This is a genomic window from Azospirillum sp. UENF 211521 (assembly GCF_058780535.1).
Window position 1 is genome coordinate 3212001 of record NZ_JBSNCF010000001.1, and the last position, 16525, is coordinate 3228525.

The window sequence follows — 16525 nt, forward strand, 5'->3', positions numbered from 1 at the left end:
ATCCGGAGTTTTCCCGATCATGAGCCTGTTCAACCATCTTCGGGTCGGCACCAAGATCACGGCGGCGAACGCCGGGGTCCTCCTCTTCCTGGTCGCCGTCGGCGGCATCGGGGCCTACGCCCTGATGGACGCCAAGCACGGCTTCGCGACCTATCAGACGCTGGCCCGCCAGACCACCGAGGTCGGGCGCATCCAGGCGACGATGCTGGAGGTCCAGCTCCAGGCCAAGACCTTCCTGCTGACCGGCAGCGAGGAGTCCTCCCACACGGTGGACTCGCTGGCCGCCGACCTGGACGGGCGGATCGACGAGGCCAAGACCCTGTTCACCGAGCCGACGCTGAACCGCACGGTGATCCAGATGGACAACGAGCTGGGCCAGTACCGCGAGGCCTTCACCCGCATCATGGAGTTCCAGGCGACCCGCAACGAGGCGTCGGCGGAGCTGGTGGACCTCGGCGCCAAGATGGAAAAGGCGCTGAGCGGCGTCATGGACAGCGCCTACGCCGACGGCGACACCGAGGCCGCCTATCAGGCGGGCATGGCGTCCCGCCATTTCCTGGCCGCCCGCAACGCCGTCAACCGCTTCCTGACCGACGGCTCGCCGGAGAGCGCCGACAGCTTCCGCAAGGAGCTGCAGAACGCCCGCGAGCGCGGCAACGCGATGCTCGCCAAGCTGACCGAGCTGGAGCGCCGCCGCGGCGCCTCGTCCTTCCTGGCCTACCAGCGCGTCTTCGCCACCCAGTTCGAGAAGGCGGTCGTCGCCACCACCAAGCGGGACGAGCTGGTCGCACAGGTGCTGGAGACGCTCGGCCCGACCGTCAACGCGCGGGTCGAACAGCTGCGCGACGCCAGCGCCCGCCAGCAGGCGGCGCTCGGCACCACCGCCACGGAGAACATCGACCGAGCCCGCACCGTGACCACCGCCGCCGCCGCGGTCGCCGTGCTGCTCGGGCTGATCTCCGCCCTGTTGATCGGGCGCGGCCTGTCGCGGCCCATCGTCTCGATGACCGACACCATGACCCGTCTGGCCGGCGGCGACCGACGGGTGGACGTGCCCGGCCTCGACCGCGGCGACGAGATCGGCGGCATGGCCAAGGCCGTCGAGGTGTTCAAGCACAGCCTCATCCAGGCCGACCGCATGGCCGCCGAGCAGGCCGCCGAGCATGCGACCCGCCGCGAGCGGTCGGAGCGCATCGACTCCCTGACCCGCGAGTTCGACCGCATGGTGATGGAGGTGCTGTCCCGCGTCTCCTCCGCCGCCACCCAGCTCAACAGCACGGCCCAGGGCATGTCGGCCACCGCCGAGCAGACCACCCGGCAGGCCAGCGCCGTCGCCGCCGCCTCCACCCAGGCCACCGCCAACGTGGAGACCGTCGCCGCCGCCGCGGAGGAGCTGTCCAGCTCGATCCAGGAGATCAGCCGGCAGGTCGCCCAGAGCAACAGCATCGCCGGTCAGGCGGTCAGCACCGCCGAGCGGACCGACGCCACCGTGCGCGGGCTGGTCGACGCCGCCCAGCGCATCGGCGAGGTGGTCCAGCTCATCAACGACATCGCCAGCCAGACCAACCTTCTGGCGCTGAACGCGACCATCGAGGCCGCCCGGGCGGGCGAGGCCGGCAAGGGCTTCGCCGTGGTGGCGTCGGAGGTCAAAAGCCTCGCCAACCAGACCGCCAAGGCCACCGAGGACATTTCCGGCCAGATCGCCGGCATCCAGCAGGTCAGCCGCGAGGCCGCCGGGGCCATCGCCGAGATCGGCCGCGTGATCGGCGAGATCAGCCACATCTCCACCACCATCGCCGCGGCGGTCGAGGAGCAGGGTGCGGCCACCCAGGAGATCAGCCGCAACGTCCAGCAGGCCGCCCGCGGCACGCAGGAGGTGTCGGGCAACATCGCCGGGGTGACCCAGGCGGCGGAAGCCACCGGCGACGCCTCCCGTCAGGTGCTCGACGCCGCCGACGGGCTGACCGGCGAGGCCGAGGGGCTGCGCGGCTTCGTCTCGCGCTTCCTGACCGACATGCGGGCGGCCTGACGGCCTTTTCTTGCCCCCTCCTCCGTCCGATGGCGATGGAGGAGGGGTTTTTCTTGCGCCGCCCCGGCCCTGTTGGGCAAATAGGGGTCATTGCGCACCCCGGACTGCTGTTCCCATCATGATCCTGACCCCGATCCCGGCCGAGACGATGCCGGAGGCCCTGGCGACCTTCGAGCGCCTGCTGGCCGGCAAGCCCCTGCCCCTCGCCGCCTTCCGGCGCATCGCCGCGACCTGGCCGGTGCCCGGTGGCGTCGACACGCCGGAGCAGCGCGCCGACGCGGTGCGGCTGGCCCACGCCCACGGCATCGGCACGCTGGACGAGCCGCCGAACGCCTCCTTCATGTGGGACGGCGAAGTCATCCGCACCGACGTGGAATCGACGGTCATCGTTCATGAGGTCGCCCACTGGCTGGTCGCCGCGCCCGAGCGCCGTCCGCTCTACGACTTCGGCCTGGGGCCGGGGCCGGAGACGACGCTGCGCAAGGAGGCGCGCAGCCAGCAGAAGCTGACCTTCGAGGACTGCATGCACGAGGAGCAGCAGACCTCCCTGCTCGGCGTGCTGTGGGAGGCCGAGTTGGGCCAGCCGGCGATCCTCGCCTTCCTGGAGCAGAACTGGATGGAGCATTGGGAGCGGGAGAGCACCGCCGCCTTCTTCATCCGCCACGTCGAGGAACTCTTCACCCGCGGCCTGATCGACACCGAGGGGCGCCCGTCCACGGCGCGCGCCTGGGCGGACGAGCGGGCGGACGAACGGATGCGGGCTGCCTGAACTTTGCGCTGCCCATAAATCAATCATAAAATCCCTGGAGGCTGGACCGTCATGACCCGCAACCTGCTTACGCTGGCCTCCGCGCTGGCCCTGCTCGCCACCCCGGCGGCGGCGGACACGCTGAAGATCGGCATGATCACCACCCTGTCCGGCCCCGGCGCGGGGCTGGGCATCGACATCCGCGACGGCTTCGCGCTGGCGGTGGAGCATGCGGGCGGCAAGCTGGGCGGGCAGGACACCCAGGTCATCGAGGCGGACGACCAGCAGAAGCCGGACGTCGCCGTCGGCCTCGCCAACCGCATGGTCGAGCGCGACCGCGTGCAGATGGTGACCGGCGTGGTCTGGTCGAACCTCGCGCTGGCCATGCTGCCGACGCTGGCCGGCGGGCAGACCTTCTTCATCAGCCCGAACGCCGGTCCGTCGCAGCTGGCGGGCGCGCAGTGCAACCCGTATTTCTTCAACGCCGCCTACCAGAACGACCAGATCCACGAGGCCGTCGGCAAGCATGTCCAGGACGAGGGCTTCAAGAAGGTCTATCTGATGGCCCCCAACTACCCGGCGGGCAAGGACGGTCTGGCCGGCTTCAAGCGCTACTACAAGGGCGCGGTCGCGGGCGAGGTCTACACCCAGGTCGGGCAGCTCGACTACGCGGCGGAGCTGGCGCAGCTCAAGGCCGCGGCGCCGGACGCCGTTTACGTCTTCTACCCCGGCGGCATGGGCATCAACTTCATCAAGCAGTATGAGCAGGCCGGGCTGAAGGGCGCCGTTCCGCTGTTCGGCCCCGGCTTCTCCTTCGACCAGGACATCCTGTCGGCGGTCGGCGAGTCCGCGCTGGGCGTCAAGAACTCGGCGCAGTGGAGCCCGGACCTCGACAACGCCGCCAACAAGACGTTCGTCGCCGACTTCAAGGCCAAGTACGGGCGCATCCCGTCCATGTACGCCGCCCAGGGATACGACACGGCGCTGCTGATCGACACGGCGGTGAAGGCGGTCGGCGGCAACCTGAAGGACAAGGACAAGCTGCGCGCCGCCCTGGCCTCCGCCAAGCTGCAGAGCCTGCGCGGCGAGGTGGCCTTCAACACCAACCACTACCCGATCCACAACATCTACCTGCGCGAGGTCGTGAAGGGTGCCGACGGTGCGGTGACCAACAAGACGGTCGCCACGGTCTTCACCAACCACGCCGACGCCTACGTCAAAGACTGCCCGATGAAGTGAGGCGCAGCCAGGACGCCGGAGAATGGACGCGCTCCTCCTCGTCGAACAGGGTTTGAACGGGCTTCAGCTCGGCGTGATGCTGTTCCTGATGGCCGCCGGGCTGACGCTCGTCTTCGGCATCATGGACCTCATCAACCTCGCCCACGGCACCTTCTACATGGTCGGCGCCTACCTGACGGCGGCACTGGTGCCGGTCCTGGACAGCTTCCCGCTGGCGCTGGCGGCGGCGGTGCTGCTGACGGCGCTGCTCGGGCTGGTGGTGGAGGCGGTGGCGCTGCGCACGCTCTACCGCCGCGACCACCTGGATCAGGTGCTGGCGACCTTCGGGCTGATCCTGTTCTTCAACGAGCTGGTGAAGATCGTCTTCGGTCCGGTCCCCATCTTCCTCAACCCGCCGGCGGCGCTGGCCGGGACGGTGGATCTGTTCGGGCTGAAATACCCGGCCTTCCGGCTGGCGATCCTGGCTGTGGGGCTCGCGGTGGCGGTGTTCCTGTGGCTGCTGATCGCCCGCACGCGGGTCGGCATGCTGATCCGCGCCGGCGCCACCAACCGCGAGATGGTGATGGCGCTGGGGGTGGACGTCCGGCTGCTGTTCGGTCTGGTCTTCGCGCTGGGCTGCGGGCTGGCCGGGCTGGCCGGCGCCATGGCCGGGCCGGTGCTGGCCGTTCAGGTCGGCATGGGCGAGCAGATCCTGATCCTGACCTTCGTGGTCATCGTGATCGGCGGCATCGGCTCGATCCGCGGGGCGCTGGCCGGCGCCCTGCTGGTCGGCATGGTGGACACGCTGGGCCGCGCCCTGCTGCCCGCCGCCTTCCGGCTGGTGATGGATGCCGCCAACGCCAGCGCCGCCGGGGCGGCCCTGGCCTCCATGGCGATCTACGTGCTGATGGCGGTGGTCCTGGCGATCAAGCCCAAGGGGCTGTTCCCCGCCCATTGACGGCGGGCGTCACACCCCGCCATAGGCCACCGGGTCGGCCAGCCCGGCCTCCTGGAAGCCTTTCAGCCGCAGCAGGCAGCTGTCGCAGGACCCGCAGGCGGTGCCGTCCGGCGCCGGGTCGTAGCAGGAGTGGGTCAGGCCGTAATCCACCCCCAGATCCAGCCCGCGGCGGATGATGCCCGCCTTGTCGAGGGTCATCAGCGGGGCGTGGATCGTGAACCGGCTGGTGCCCTCCACCCCCGCCTTGGTGGCGAGGTTCGCCATGGTCTCGAAGGCGGCGATGTATTCGGGCCGGCAGTCCGGGTAACCGGAGTAATCCAGCGCGTTCACGCCGATGAAAATGTCCGATGCTCCCAGCGTCTCCGCCCAGGCCAGCGCGAAGGACAGGAACACCGTGTTGCGCGCCGGGACGTAGGTCACCGGGATGCCCGTCCCCAGATCCGCGGCGCTGGCGTGCTTGGGCACGTCGATGGCGTCGGTCAGGGCGGAGCCGCCGAAGGCCCGCAGGTCGATGTCGGCGATGACGTGGCGGTCCACCGCCATGGCTGCGGCGACGCGCCGGGCCGCCTCCAGCTCCACCGCGTGGCGCTGACCGTAGCGGAAGCTGAGCGCGTTCAGCCGGTATCCCTGCTCCCGCGCGATGGCCAGCACCGTCGTTGAGTCCAGCCCGCCGCTGACCAGCACCACCGCGTTCCTTGCCGTCATGTCCCAGCCCTTTCCCATCGTCCCCGGCCGGCCCGGCATAATCCCGTCCTCGCCCTTGGTCAATGGCGGCGGCCAACCGGTGGCGATCCCGCGTCCGGTCGAAAAAACCTCAGGCTGTTAACGCTTCGGAAATTCCCCTTGCAACACTCTTGTTAGCAAAACGAACATTCAGAAAGCAGGTACGAAGCCGGCGCCGCGACCTCCGCCGGTTGCGAGGGAGACATTGCCGTGAACGCAGTCCAACCGCCGCCCAGCGCCCAGGACGACCACACGGACCGGACCGGCATCGCCCCCCCTTGTCACTGCGACGGCGCCGCCAAGGCGGCGGATTGCCAAGCCTCCTGCCATCTGAACGATTCGTCCTTCCGCGAGCGGGCCAAGGAAATCCTCTTCAGCGGCCGGCTCATCACCGCCGGAGCGGTGCATCTGATCGGGCTGGACGACATCCGGGACCATCTCGGCAACCGCTGGGAGCGGGTGAAGGAGCGGGTCCACACCTACACCGACCGCCTGCTCGAAAAAACGCTGTCCGCCCAAGACGTGTGGTTCCGGCACGGCGATTCCCAGTTCATCATCGTGTTCGCCCACGCCGACCTGCAGGCGGCTCAGCTCATCTGCGGAAAGATCGTGGAATCCCTGCATCAGGCGCTGCTGGGACACAGCGACACCAGCCAGATCATCGTCAAGACCGCGCTGGTGGAGATCGACGGCAGCATCGCGGTCGGCAGCGCCCGGCTGGACGAGTTGCTCAACGCCGCCAGCCAGTCGAAAGCACCGGCCGGCCAGCCGCAGGCCGAGGAGCGCCGGCGCCCTTCGCTGTCCGCCTTCGCGCTCGGCAACGACGAGCCGCCGCCGCGGCCCAAGGTGCTCTTCCGCCCGGTCTACGACGTGCGGCACAAGGTGATTTCCACCTACACCTGCCGCCCGGACCTCCTGACCTGCCGGAACATCAACCAGATCATCATGGCCGATTTCCTGCAGGAGGAGGCCATCTTCGATTACGACATGGAGGCCCTGTGCCACGCGGTCTGCACCTACAATGAGCTGTACAAGAACAATTTCCGCTACGCCCAGACCATTCCCGTGCATTTCGAGACCCTCGCCTCGGCACGGCGGCGGCGGGAGTATCTCCAGTCCTGCCGGATGATTCCAAGCTATCTGGTCCCCTTCCTGGCCTTCGAGCTGGATGGATTGCCGCAGGGCGTTCCCAGCGGACGGCTGGCCGAATTGGTCACCCTGCTGCGCCCCTTCGGGCGCGCCACCATCGTCATCCTGCGCGAGGAGAACACCGACATCGGCGCCTACGCCAGAGCCGGCGTCAAGGGGGTCGGGCTGTCCATGGACTTCCGGGACGGCGATCAGCGCTGCATCGACAAGATCAACGCCTTTTGCCCCGTCCCGCGCAAACACGGCCTGTTCGCCTATCTGGACGGCATCCGGAACGTCGAGCAGTTCCAGGCCGCGATCGAGGCTGGGGCGGCCTATATCGGCGGAGCGGTGGTCGGCAAGGATTCCGACCTTCCCAAGCACATGCGGCGCTGCACCGAGCGGCAGATGCTCTTGAGAGCCAGAGTAAAAGCGCGGCGCGGTTCGGCGGAGTCGGATCCGGCAAAGAGCTGAGTCTTTCCGCATAGGACGTCGAGAAGAACCGACAGAGTGCTTCTGTTAACGCATTAGCAAGTGCGAAAGGATCATCCTGAACCCCAAGTCGATCCAGTGACGTCCGTACCCAGTCCAGGCGGCTGTCCTGCCGTTGGGTTCGCGCTCCCCAACAACCGGAAAGGGAAGCTCGGCCATGCTCATGCATCAATCCTCCGGTCCGGAGGGCACCATAGCGGACCAGGATGACGGGGCCACGCCGTCCTCGCCCCCCGCCCAATCAATCGACGAATCCTTCAAGGAACGCGCCCGGCAGATCCTGGCGCACAGCCAGACGGTCACGGCGGGGTCCGTCCATCTGATCGGCCTCGACGAGATCCGCCAGGAGCTGGGTGACCGCTGGGGAAGCGTGAACGAGCGGGTGCACGTCTACACCGAGCGCATGCTCAAGAAGGTGCTGTCGCCGCGCGACGTCTGGTTCCGCTACGGTGAGAACCATTACATCATCGTCTTCGCCCAGGCCGACCGGAGGTCGGCGCAGCTGACCTGCAGCAAGGTGATGGAAAGCCTGCATCAGGCGCTGCTGGGCCACGCCGACACGCGGCGCATCACCGTCAAGACCGCGGTGGTCGATGTCGGCGGTGGGGTCGCGCTGGACACCGCCCGGCTGGCCGACCTGCTCAAGGACGCCGTCCACAAGCCGGAGGGCACCGCGGCGGCCTCCCCCCGCCGGCGGACGCCGTCTTTCCGGCGGCTGTTTCAACGGCGATTCCAGCGGCGGAGGCGCGGCGCCCGCACCGGCCCGAGATGCCGGCGGACACCATCACGCCGCAGAGCCGGCCCAAGGTGCTGTTCCGCCCGGTCTTCGACGTGAAGCACAAGGTGGTGTCGACCTACTGCTGCCGCACCGACGCCGACACCGCCCGCTACCTGAACCTGATGGACGCCTTCGACCCGGAGCGCGAGGAGGCCGTCTTCGACCTCGACATGGAAACGCTGAGCCTCGCGGTCAGCACCTACAACGAGCTGTACGCCAACAAATTCCGCTACGCCCAGACCATCCCCGTCCATTTCGGCACGCTCGCCTCCAGCCGGCGGCGGCGGGAGTACATCCAGGCCTGCCGGATGATTCCGCGCGTTCTGATGCCTTTCCTGGCCTTCGAACTGGACGGGCTGCCGGCCGGCGTTCCCTATGGCCGGCTGGCCGAGATCGTGGCGATGCTGCGCCCCTTCGCCCGCGCCGCCATGGCCATCCTGCACGAGGACGCGGGCGACCTGTCGGTCTACGCCACCGCCGGCGTCAAGGGGGTCGGGCTGCGGCTGGACGGCCGGGAGGACGAGCCGCACATCCTGGAGCGGCTCCAGACCTTCTGCCCCGGGCCGCGCAAGTTCGGCATGTTCGCCTACGTCGACGGCGTGCGCAACCCGGTGGAGCTGGAGGTGGCGGAGGCCGCGGGCGCCGCCTATCTGAGCGGTCCCATCATTGGTGAGGACTCGGAGGTGCCGGAGCACATGAAGCGCTGCACCGAACGCCAGCTCCTCCAGCGGTCGCGGCGGCGGCACCATCCCGAGACGCCCTGGGGATGAGAAGGCGGGGGTGAGGAGGCGGGGCTAAGCGGGCCGGCGCGACCTTTTGTGTTCAAGCCCGCCCATCTGTGCGAAAAGACGGGCCTGCCGATTCGCTTGCCGATTGGCCCGCCAATTGGTTGACCGCCCCTCTGTTCCGGCCCTCCATGCCCCCGACCGCGCCCCGAACCGCCCATCTCACCCGCCCCCGCATCGCCCTGCTGATCCTGCTGGCCGTCGCGCTGGCGCTGCCCACCGTCGCCGACTGGATGGGGGAACCCTTCTACGTGCGGCTGGCGACGCGCATCCTGGTCTTCGCGCTGGCGGCGGTCAGCCTCGACCTGATCCTGGGATTCGGCGGGATGGTCAGCTTCGGCCACGCCGCCTTCGTCGGGATCGGCGGCTACGCCGTCGGCATCCTGTTCGCCCACCAGTCGGACGGATCGACGCTGTTCGGGCTTCCCGGCACGGTGAACGGGCTGATCGTCTGGCCGCTGGCCATGCTGGCCGGAGCATTGGCGGCGCTTCCGGTGGGGGCGATTTCGCTGCGCACCACCGGCGTGCCCTTCATCATGATCACGCTGGCCTTCGCCCAGATGCTCTTCTACCTGATGACCGGGCTGAAGGCCTATGGCGGGGACGACGGCATCGCGCTGTGGAGCCGCTCCACCCTGCCCGCCCCGCTGAACATCGCCGACCACACCACCTTCTATTACGTGGTGCTGGGGCTTCTGGTGGCGGCGCTGGCGCTGGGCTGGCGGCTGGTCAACTCCCGCTTCGGGCGGGTGATCCGCGGCGCCAAGGACAACGAGCGGCGGATGGCCGCCCTCGGCTACCCGGTCACCCGCTACAAGCTGGTCGCCTTCGTCATCGCCGGGGCGCTGGCCGGGCTGGCCGGGGCGCTGCTCGCCAACGCCACCATGTTCGTCGGCCCGCAGTATCTCCATTGGAGCCGCTCCGGCGACCTGATTGTGATGGTCGTGCTGGGCGGCATCGGCACGCTGATCGGCCCGGTGCTGGGCGCCGCCGCGCTCCTGCTGCTGGAGGAGTTCGTGCCGGAGCTGATGGACCTCGCCCATGCCGGGCTGGGCGAGCATTGGAAGATCGTGCTGGGGCCGGTGCTGATCCTTCTGGTGCTGTACGCCCGCAAAGGGTTGTGGGGCGTCGTCGCGGGGAGGCGCCCGTGAGCGTCCCTCTGCTGAGCACCGACTCGCTGGTCAAGCGCTTCGGCGGTCTGGCCGCCACCGACGGCCTTTCGCTGTCCGTCGCGGAGGGGGAGCTGCACGCCCTGATCGGCCCGAACGGTGCCGGCAAGACCACCCTGATCGGCCAGCTGTCGGGGGAGCTGACCCCCGATTCCGGAACCATCCTGTTCGACGGCCGGGACGTGACCCGTCTGCCCGTGCACAAGCGGGCGCAGCGCGGGCTGGCGCGCAGCTTCCAGATCACTTCGATCTTCCCCAGCTTCACCGCGCTCGACAACGTGGCGCTGGCGGTGCAGGCCCACGCCGGGCACAGCTTCCGCTTCTGGCGCGACGCCGGGCGCGACCGCCGGCTGGCCGACCCCGCCCGCGCCGTGCTGGAGCGGGTCGGGCTGGGCGCGCGGGCCGACACCCGCGCCGACGCGCTGGCCCATGGCGAGAAGCGGCAGCTCGAACTGGCGATGGCTCTGGCGACCGGGCCGCGTCTGCTCCTGCTCGACGAGCCGATGGCCGGCATGGGACCGGAGGACTCCGCCCGCATGGTCGAACTGCTGCAGGAGTTGAAGGGCGGCGTGACGATCCTGCTGGTGGAGCACGACATGGACGCCGTCTTCGCACTGGCCGACCGCATCACCGTTCTGGTGCGCGGCAAGGACCTCGCCAGCGGCACCCCGGAGCAGATCCGCAACGACCCGGCGGTGCGCGAGGCCTATCTCGGCGACGAGCTGGAGGTCGCCTGATGCTGCGCGTCGCCAACCTGACCGCCGCCTACGGCTCCAGCCAGGCGCTGTTCGGCATGGAGCTGTCCGTCGACGCCGGCGAGGCGGTGACCCTGATGGGCCGCAACGGCATGGGCAAGACCACGACCATCAAGGCGATCATGGGCCTCGTGGCGCCGAGCGGCGGCTCCATCGCCTTCGAGGGCGCGGAAATCGCCGGCCGGCCGCCGCACCGCATCGCGCGGGCCGGCATCGCCCTGGTGCCGGAGGGGCGGCAGGTCTTCCCCACCCTGACCGTGCGCGAGAACCTGATCGCCACCGCCGCCAACCGCTTCGGGCGCTCCGATCCCTGGACGGTGGAGCGGGTCCACGCCCTGTTCCCCCGGCTGGCCGAGCGCGCCGGCAACCTCGCCCGCAACCTGTCGGGCGGGGAGCAGCAGATGCTCGCCGTCGGGCGCGCCCTGATGACCAACCCCAAGCTGCTGATCCTCGACGAGGCGACGGAGGGGCTGGCCCCGCTGGTCCGGCAGGAGATCTGGGACTGCCTCGCCCGCCTGAAGGACGAGGGGCAGGCGATCCTGGTGGTGGACAAGAACGTCCACGCCCTCGCCGCCCTGGCCGACCGCCATCACGTCATCGAGAAGGGGCGGCTGGTGTGGTCCGGCAGCTCCGCCGCCCTGCTCGCCGACCCCACCCTGAAGGAGCGCTATCTTGGCGTCTGAAGCCCTGTATGGCGGCATGACCGCCGCCGAGATCGACCGCCAGTACAATTTCCGCAAGCTGGTGCCGGAGCACCCGGCCTATTTCGCCCGCTGGCAGGCGGAGAGCGAGGCGGTGCGCGCCCGGCTCGGCGGCCGCTACGACATCCCCACCGGCCCGCACCCGCGCCAGCGCGCCGACGTCTTCTCCGCCGGAGACGGCGCCCCGGTGCTGGTCTTCATCCACGGCGGCTACTGGCGGGCGCTGTCGAAGGACCTGCATTCCTTCATCGCGGCGCCCTATGTGGAGCGCGGGGTGGCGGTGGTCCTGCTCGGCTACGGCCTGTGCCCCGAGGTCACGATGGACGAACTGTGCGGCCACGCCCAGGCCGGGCTGGACTGGGTGTTCGCCAACGCGGCCGGCTTCGGCGGCGATCCGCGGCGGGTGGTGGTCTCCGGCCATTCGGCGGGCGGCCATCTGACGGCCAAGCTCGTCTCGGAGAACCGCGACCGCGTGGCCGGCGGCATCCCGATCAGCGGCATCTACGACCTGGAGCCGATGCTCGGCTTCGAGGTGAACGAGCAGCTGCGGCTCGATCCCGACTCGGCGCGGCGGCTGAGCCCGATCCACGCCGTTCCCGCCCCCGCCCCGCTGCTGATGACGGCGCTGGGCGGCCTTGAGACCGACGCGATGCACCGCCAGCAAGCCGACTACGCCCTGGCCTGGGCCGCGCAGGGCAACGCGGTGCGGGAGATCGTGGAGCCGGGCGCCGACCATTTCAGCGTGGTCGACCGCTTCGCCGAACCGGGCAGCGCGCTGTTCGAGGCGGCGCTGGCGATGCTCAAGGACGCTTGAGGCACACCCGGGGCCGGAAACGAAAAAAGCCTTCCCGGTCGGGAAGGCTTCTTCGTTTGAGCGTTCGCTCGAATGAGAGTGGCGGATGGGGGGAGATTCGAACTCCCGATACCCTTGCGGGTATGCCGCATTTCGAGTGCGGTGCATTCAACCGCTCTGCCACCCATCCGCTGCCCCGTTTCCGGGGTGGCGCGGAACCTACCCAAAAGCCTGGGGGGATGCAAGCCCTTGTTTGCAAGAAAATGAACGGGAAAATGCCACCATGCCTGTTGACTCCCGGTGGCCCATCGGTTAAATCCCCGCTCTCACGAACGGGCTTGCACCTCAAACGGTGGGCGAGCGGCCCTTCCGTTTGTTTTGAGATAGGCAGTGACGACGATGTTTGCAGTGATCCGCACCGGCGGCAAGCAGTACAAGGTCGCCAATGGCGACGTGATCCGCGTTGAGAAGCTCGAGGCCGAGGCCGGCGCTTCCATCACGCTCAACGACGTGCTGATGGTCAGCGACGGCGGCAGCACCACCCTTGGCACCCCGACGGTTGCCGGCGCTGCTGTGACCGCCGAGATCGTCGCCCAGGATCGCGGTCCGAAGATCATCGTCTTCAAGAAGAAGCGCCGCCAGAACTACCGCCGTAAGAACGGCCACCGCCAGGACCTGACCGTCCTGCGCATCACCGGGATCAACGGCGCCGCCTGAACGGCCGCCGACCAGTCACAGGAGTAACTCCCCATGGCCCATAAAAAAGCAGGCGGCTCTTCGCGCAACGGCCGCGATTCCGCTGGCCGCCGTCTCGGCGTGAAGCGTTTCGGTGGCGAGAACGTCGTCGCCGGCAACATCATCGTCCGCCAGCGCGGCACGAAGTTCCACCCCGGTGAGAACGTCGGCATCGGCAAGGACCACACCCTGTTCGCCAAGGCGGACGGCGTGGTGGCCTTCAAGCACAGCGCCCAGGGGCGCACCTACGTCGCCATCGAGGCGGTCGAGGTCCAGGCGGTCGCGGCCGAGTAATCTCGTCCGGCCCGTACGGTGTGTTGGGATGATCGGGGGTTCGGGCAACCGGCCCCCGATTTTCTTTTTTTGATGGTCTGGTCACCGCCCCCTTCCCCCGGTTGGAGGACGGTGCGCAAACGGTAGATTGGCCGGCACGGTCCCCGATGAAGTTCCTCGATCAAGCCAAGGTGTATCTGAAAAGCGGCGACGGCGGCCCCGGCGCCATCGCCTTCCGCCGCGAGAAGTTCATCGAGTATGGCGGACCGGACGGCGGCAACGGCGGCCGCGGCGGCGATGTCGTGATCGAGGTCGTGAACGGCCTCAACACGCTGATCGACTACCGCTACAAGCAGCATTTCAAGGCGCAGCGCGGCAACCACGGCATGGGCGCCAACCGCAACGGCGCCCGGGGCGAGGACGTGGTCCTGCGCGTGCCGGTCGGCACCCAGATCCTCGACGAGGATCAGGAGACCGTGCTGCTCGACCTGACGGAGCCCGGCCAGCGCGTCGTCCTCCTGAAGGGCGGCGACGGCGGCTTCGGCAACGCCCATTACAAGACCCCGACCAACCGCGCCCCGCGCAAGTCGCACCCCGGCTGGCCGGGCGAGGAGCGCTGGGTCTGGCTGCGGCTGAAGCTGATCGCCGACACCGGCCTGCTCGGCCTGCCCAACGCCGGCAAGTCGACCTTCCTGGCCGCGACCACCGCGGCGCGCCCGAAGATCGCCGACTACCCCTTCACCACGCTGGCCCCCAACCTGGGCGTCGTTCGCGCCGGTGACGAGGAGTTCGTCATCGCCGACATCCCCGGCCTGATCGAGGGCGCACACGAGGGGCACGGGCTGGGCGACCGCTTCCTCGGCCATGTGGAGCGCACCCGCGTGCTGCTCCACCTGATCGACGGCACGGCGGAGGATGTGGTCCAGTCCTACACCACCATCCGCAACGAGCTGGTCGCCTATGGCGGCAACCTCGCCGACAAGCTGGAGATCATCGGCCTGAACAAGGCCGACGCCCTGCTCGACGAGGAGGTCGCGGAGAAGAAGGCGGCGCTGGAGGCGGCGTCAGGTGCCGAGGTGATGGTTCTGTCCGGCGCCACCGGCCAGGGCGTCCAGGCGGTGCTTTACCGCTTGCTCACGCTCATCAAACAGTCCAAGGAAGAGGAGCCCGACGTCATCCAGGCTCCGGTCACGCGCTCCATCCCCCGGGCCCCGGTCGGCCAGAAGATGGACGACGAGTATGCCGGCTGGAACGAGGAGACGGGCGAGTACGACGATCTCCCCGAGGAGGCGGACGACGGCTCCGACCCGGATGGGGATGACTGGGACGATGAAGGCGACGATGACGGTGACGACACCGAACACAGCGACGGCCACGACGACAACGCCAAAGGCTGAGGCTCCCTCCCTGCTTCCCACCCTGCTCGACGCGCGGCGGCTGGTCGTCAAGATCGGCTCCGCCCTGCTCGTCGACAGCGCCACCGGCCGGATGCGCCGCGAGTGGCTGGACGCGCTGGCCGACGACGTGGCCGCCTGCCGCAAGCGCGGCCAGGAGGTGGTGATCGTCACCTCCGGCGCCGTTGCCTGCGGGCGCGAGCATCTCGGCCTCGTCGGGCGCGCCCTGCGGCTTGAGGAGAAGCAGGCCGCCGCCGCCACCGGCCAGATCCGCCTCGCCGCCGCCTATCAGGAGACGCTGGCCCGCCACGGGCTGACCGTCGCCCAGGTGCTGGTGACGCTGGAGGACACGGAGGAGCGCCGCCGCCACCTCAACGGCCGCGCCACCATCGACACGCTGCTGCGGCTGGGCGCCGTCCCGGTCATCAACGAGAACGACACGGTCGCCACCGCCGAGATCCGCTTCGGCGACAACGACCGTCTGGCCGCCCGCGTCGCCCAGATGATCAGCGCCGACACGCTGGTCCTGCTCTCGGACATCGACGGCCTCTACACCGCCGACCCGCGCAAGGACCCCGAGGCCCGGCACATCCCGGTCGTCCAGGAACTGACCTCCGACATCGAGAACATGGCGGGCGAGCCGCCGCCCGGCTACAGCTCCGGCGGCATGGTGACCAAGATCGTCGCGGCGCGCGTGGCGCTGGCCGCCGGCTGCCGCATGGTCATCGCCAAGGGCAAGCGCATGAATCCGCTGGCCGCGCTGGAACAGCGGCCCGAGCAGGGCGGCGCGCTCTGCACGTGGTTCCTGCCCGCCGCCTCCCCCTCCTCCGCCCGCAAGGCGTGGATCGGCGGCAACCTGAACGCCCACGGCGCGCTGACCGTGGACGCCGGCGCTCTGTCGGCGCTCGCCCGCGGGGCCAGCCTGCTGCCCGCCGGGGTGCGCGCCGTCGAGGGCGACTTCGAGCGCGGCGACGTCGTGGTGGTGAAGGCGCCGGACGGGCGCGAGGTGGCGCGCGGCCTGACCGCCTACGCCGCCGAGGACGCCCGCCGCATCGCCGGCCGCAAGAGCCACGAGATCGAGGAGATCCTCGGCTACCACGGCCGCGACGAGATGATCCACCGCGACGATCTGGTGGTGCGGTGAGCGTTCCGATCCTGGCCCGCCCGCCCCTCCAGGCGATCCTGTGGGACATCGACGGCACGCTGCTCGACAGCGAGCCCTGGCACCAGCGCGCCACCATCGCGGTCTGCCGGCTGCACGGCCATGTTATGTCCGACACGGACTACGCGGCCACGCTGGGCGTCGCCTTCCCCGAGCTTTACGCCCGGCTGCACGCCGCCCGTCCCATGGCCCTGACCTTTCGGGAATGGGCGGACGCCATCACCGACCTCTATCTGGAGCGCATCGCCGAGGTCGAGGCGCGGGCCGGGGCCCTGGCGCTGGTCGACGCCTTCGCGGAACGGGGGCTGTTGCAGGCCTGCGTGTCGAACAGCGGGCGCCGCGTGGTCGAGGCCAACCTGCGCCACATGGGCAGCCCGCATTTCCTGTTCGGCCTCAGCCGCGACGACGTGGGCAAGGGCAAGCCGGACCCCGAGCCCTACCTGACCGCCGCCGCCCGCCTCGGCGTGCCGCCCGCGGCCTGCGCGGTGATCGAGGACAGCCCGACCGGCGCCCGCGCCGCCAGGGCCGCCGGCATGCTGACCATCGCCTGGCCCCAGCACGCCGACCTGCTGTTCGAGGCCGCCGATCATGTGGTGGAGGACCCGGCGACGCTGGACTGGGACGGCCTGTGCGGCATCGCGGAGCGCATGGCGGCGGACTGACCGCCGCCGCTCCCTGGGGCGC

At 69.5% G+C, this 16525-nt stretch carries 17 protein-coding genes and 1 tRNA gene; 16 read left to right on the plus strand and 2 right to left on the minus strand.

Translation table 11 applies throughout. The features are described from left to right. Positions 1–19 precede the first annotated feature (19 nt). The 4 genes from ACWPN5_RS15070 to ACWPN5_RS15085 all read left to right on the plus strand — a co-directional run bounded on the left by ACWPN5_RS15070 (position 20) and on the right by ACWPN5_RS15085 (position 4953). Positions 20–2029, plus strand: coding sequence for a methyl-accepting chemotaxis protein (locus ACWPN5_RS15070; RefSeq protein WP_492296094.1), 2010 nt, complete (start codon positions 20–22; stop codon positions 2027–2029). Between the two features lie 118 nt (positions 2030–2147). Continuing rightward, entirely contained in the window at positions 2148–2798 is a 651-nt protein-coding gene (locus ACWPN5_RS15075) for an elongation factor P hydroxylase (protein WP_145681437.1), read from the plus strand. 51 nt (positions 2799–2849) lie between these two features. Beyond that, positions 2850–4016 carry an ABC transporter substrate-binding protein gene (locus ACWPN5_RS15080; RefSeq protein WP_492296096.1) on the plus strand — a complete coding sequence of 389 codons (1167 nt, stop codon included), beginning with the start codon at positions 2850–2852 and terminating at the stop codon, positions 4014–4016. Between the two features lie 22 nt (positions 4017–4038). Further along, the gene (locus ACWPN5_RS15085) at positions 4039–4953 is read left to right on the plus strand and encodes a branched-chain amino acid ABC transporter permease (protein ID WP_059398911.1); all 915 of its coding nucleotides are present in this window, start codon (positions 4039–4041) and stop codon (positions 4951–4953) included. A gap of 9 nt (positions 4954–4962) precedes the next feature. Here the strand turns inward: ACWPN5_RS15085 and queC are convergent, their stop codons facing one another. Continuing rightward, on the minus strand, positions 4963–5658 hold the full coding sequence (gene queC / locus ACWPN5_RS15090) for a 7-cyano-7-deazaguanine synthase QueC (RefSeq protein ID WP_145681435.1): 696 nt from the start codon (positions 5656–5658) through the stop codon (positions 4963–4965). A 228-nt stretch (positions 5659–5886) separates the two neighbouring features. On the opposite strand from queC, the gene ACWPN5_RS15095 reads away from it, so the two are divergent. The 7 genes from ACWPN5_RS15095 to ACWPN5_RS15125 all read left to right on the plus strand — a co-directional run bounded on the left by ACWPN5_RS15095 (position 5887) and on the right by ACWPN5_RS15125 (position 12298). Then, positions 5887–7278, plus strand: coding sequence for a nucleotidyl cyclase domain-containing protein (locus tag ACWPN5_RS15095; RefSeq protein WP_145681434.1), 1392 nt, complete (start codon positions 5887–5889; stop codon positions 7276–7278). Between the two features lie 175 nt (positions 7279–7453). After that, positions 7454–8131 (plus strand): nucleotidyl cyclase domain-containing protein, encoded by a 678-nt coding sequence (locus ACWPN5_RS15100; protein ID WP_492296099.1) that lies wholly within the window; start codon positions 7454–7456, stop codon positions 8129–8131. After that, complete coding sequence (locus ACWPN5_RS15105) at positions 8065–8844, plus strand: hypothetical protein (RefSeq protein ID WP_492296101.1); 780 nt, start codon at positions 8065–8067, stop codon at positions 8842–8844. The genes ACWPN5_RS15100 and ACWPN5_RS15105 overlap by 67 nt, the downstream gene beginning before the upstream one ends. A gap of 146 nt (positions 8845–8990) precedes the next feature. Continuing rightward, positions 8991–10010, plus strand: coding sequence for a branched-chain amino acid ABC transporter permease (locus ACWPN5_RS15110; RefSeq protein WP_145681432.1), 1020 nt, complete (start codon positions 8991–8993; stop codon positions 10008–10010). Further along, positions 10007–10765, plus strand: coding sequence for an ABC transporter ATP-binding protein (locus tag ACWPN5_RS15115; RefSeq protein ID WP_492296103.1), 759 nt, complete (start codon positions 10007–10009; stop codon positions 10763–10765). Before ACWPN5_RS15110 ends, ACWPN5_RS15115 begins: the two co-directional genes overlap by 4 nt. Then, positions 10765–11466 (plus strand): ABC transporter ATP-binding protein, encoded by a 702-nt coding sequence (locus ACWPN5_RS15120; protein ID WP_145681430.1) that lies wholly within the window; start codon positions 10765–10767, stop codon positions 11464–11466. Before ACWPN5_RS15115 ends, ACWPN5_RS15120 begins: the two co-directional genes overlap by 1 nt. Beyond that, on the plus strand, positions 11456–12298 hold the full coding sequence (locus ACWPN5_RS15125) for an alpha/beta hydrolase (RefSeq protein ID WP_492296106.1): 843 nt from the start codon (positions 11456–11458) through the stop codon (positions 12296–12298). The genes ACWPN5_RS15120 and ACWPN5_RS15125 overlap by 11 nt, the downstream gene beginning before the upstream one ends. 79 nt (positions 12299–12377) lie before the next feature. Here the strand turns inward: ACWPN5_RS15125 and ACWPN5_RS15130 are convergent. Continuing rightward, positions 12378–12467: transfer RNA gene (locus ACWPN5_RS15130), tRNA-Ser, on the minus strand. Positions 12468–12676: 209 nt separating this feature from the next. On the opposite strand from ACWPN5_RS15130, the gene rplU reads away from it, so the two are divergent. The 5 genes from rplU (at position 12677) to ACWPN5_RS15155 (ending at position 16503) form a co-directional block, all read left to right on the plus strand. Next, on the plus strand, positions 12677–12994 hold the full coding sequence (gene rplU, locus ACWPN5_RS15135) for a 50S ribosomal protein L21 (RefSeq protein WP_014239459.1): 318 nt from the start codon (positions 12677–12679) through the stop codon (positions 12992–12994). A gap of 33 nt (positions 12995–13027) precedes the next feature. After that, a complete protein-coding gene (gene rpmA, locus ACWPN5_RS15140; protein ID WP_014239458.1) occupies positions 13028–13306 on the plus strand; it encodes a 50S ribosomal protein L27 in 279 nt (92 codons plus the stop codon). A gap of 146 nt (positions 13307–13452) precedes the next feature. Continuing rightward, positions 13453–14682: a GTPase ObgE gene (obgE, locus tag ACWPN5_RS15145; protein WP_492296108.1), complete on the plus strand. Its 1230-nt coding sequence runs from the start codon at positions 13453–13455 to the stop codon at positions 14680–14682. Further along, positions 14615–15823, plus strand: coding sequence for a glutamate 5-kinase (proB, locus tag ACWPN5_RS15150; protein WP_492296110.1), 1209 nt, complete (start codon positions 14615–14617; stop codon positions 15821–15823). Before obgE ends, proB begins: the two co-directional genes overlap by 68 nt. Continuing rightward, on the plus strand, positions 15820–16503 hold the full coding sequence (locus ACWPN5_RS15155; RefSeq protein ID WP_492296112.1) for an HAD family hydrolase: 684 nt from the start codon (positions 15820–15822) through the stop codon (positions 16501–16503). The genes proB and ACWPN5_RS15155 overlap by 4 nt, the downstream gene beginning before the upstream one ends. Positions 16504–16525 lie beyond the last annotated feature (22 nt).

Coding starts and splice junctions, on each gene's coding strand:
- ACWPN5_RS15070 (WP_492296094.1), top strand. CDS start 20: ATGAGCCTGTTCAACCATCTTCGGGTCGGCACCAAGATCACGGCGGCG.
- ACWPN5_RS15075 (WP_145681437.1), top strand. CDS start 2,148: ATGATCCTGACCCCGATCCCGGCCGAGACGATGCCGGAGGCCCTGGCG.
- ACWPN5_RS15080 (WP_492296096.1), top strand. CDS start 2,850: ATGACCCGCAACCTGCTTACGCTGGCCTCCGCGCTGGCCCTGCTCGCC.
- ACWPN5_RS15085 (WP_059398911.1), top strand. CDS start 4,039: ATGGACGCGCTCCTCCTCGTCGAACAGGGTTTGAACGGGCTTCAGCTC.
- queC (WP_145681435.1), bottom strand. CDS start 5,658: ATGACGGCAAGGAACGCGGTGGTGCTGGTCAGCGGCGGGCTGGACTCA.
- ACWPN5_RS15100 (WP_492296099.1), top strand. CDS start 7,454: ATGCTCATGCATCAATCCTCCGGTCCGGAGGGCACCATAGCGGACCAG.
- ACWPN5_RS15105 (WP_492296101.1), top strand. CDS start 8,065: ATGCCGGCGGACACCATCACGCCGCAGAGCCGGCCCAAGGTGCTGTTC.
- ACWPN5_RS15110 (WP_145681432.1), top strand. CDS start 8,991: ATGCCCCCGACCGCGCCCCGAACCGCCCATCTCACCCGCCCCCGCATC.
- ACWPN5_RS15120 (WP_145681430.1), top strand. CDS start 10,765: ATGCTGCGCGTCGCCAACCTGACCGCCGCCTACGGCTCCAGCCAGGCG.
- rplU (WP_014239459.1), top strand. CDS start 12,677: ATGTTTGCAGTGATCCGCACCGGCGGCAAGCAGTACAAGGTCGCCAAT.
- rpmA (WP_014239458.1), top strand. CDS start 13,028: ATGGCCCATAAAAAAGCAGGCGGCTCTTCGCGCAACGGCCGCGATTCC.
- obgE (WP_492296108.1), top strand. CDS start 13,453: ATGAAGTTCCTCGATCAAGCCAAGGTGTATCTGAAAAGCGGCGACGGC.
- proB (WP_492296110.1), top strand. CDS start 14,615: ATGAAGGCGACGATGACGGTGACGACACCGAACACAGCGACGGCCACG.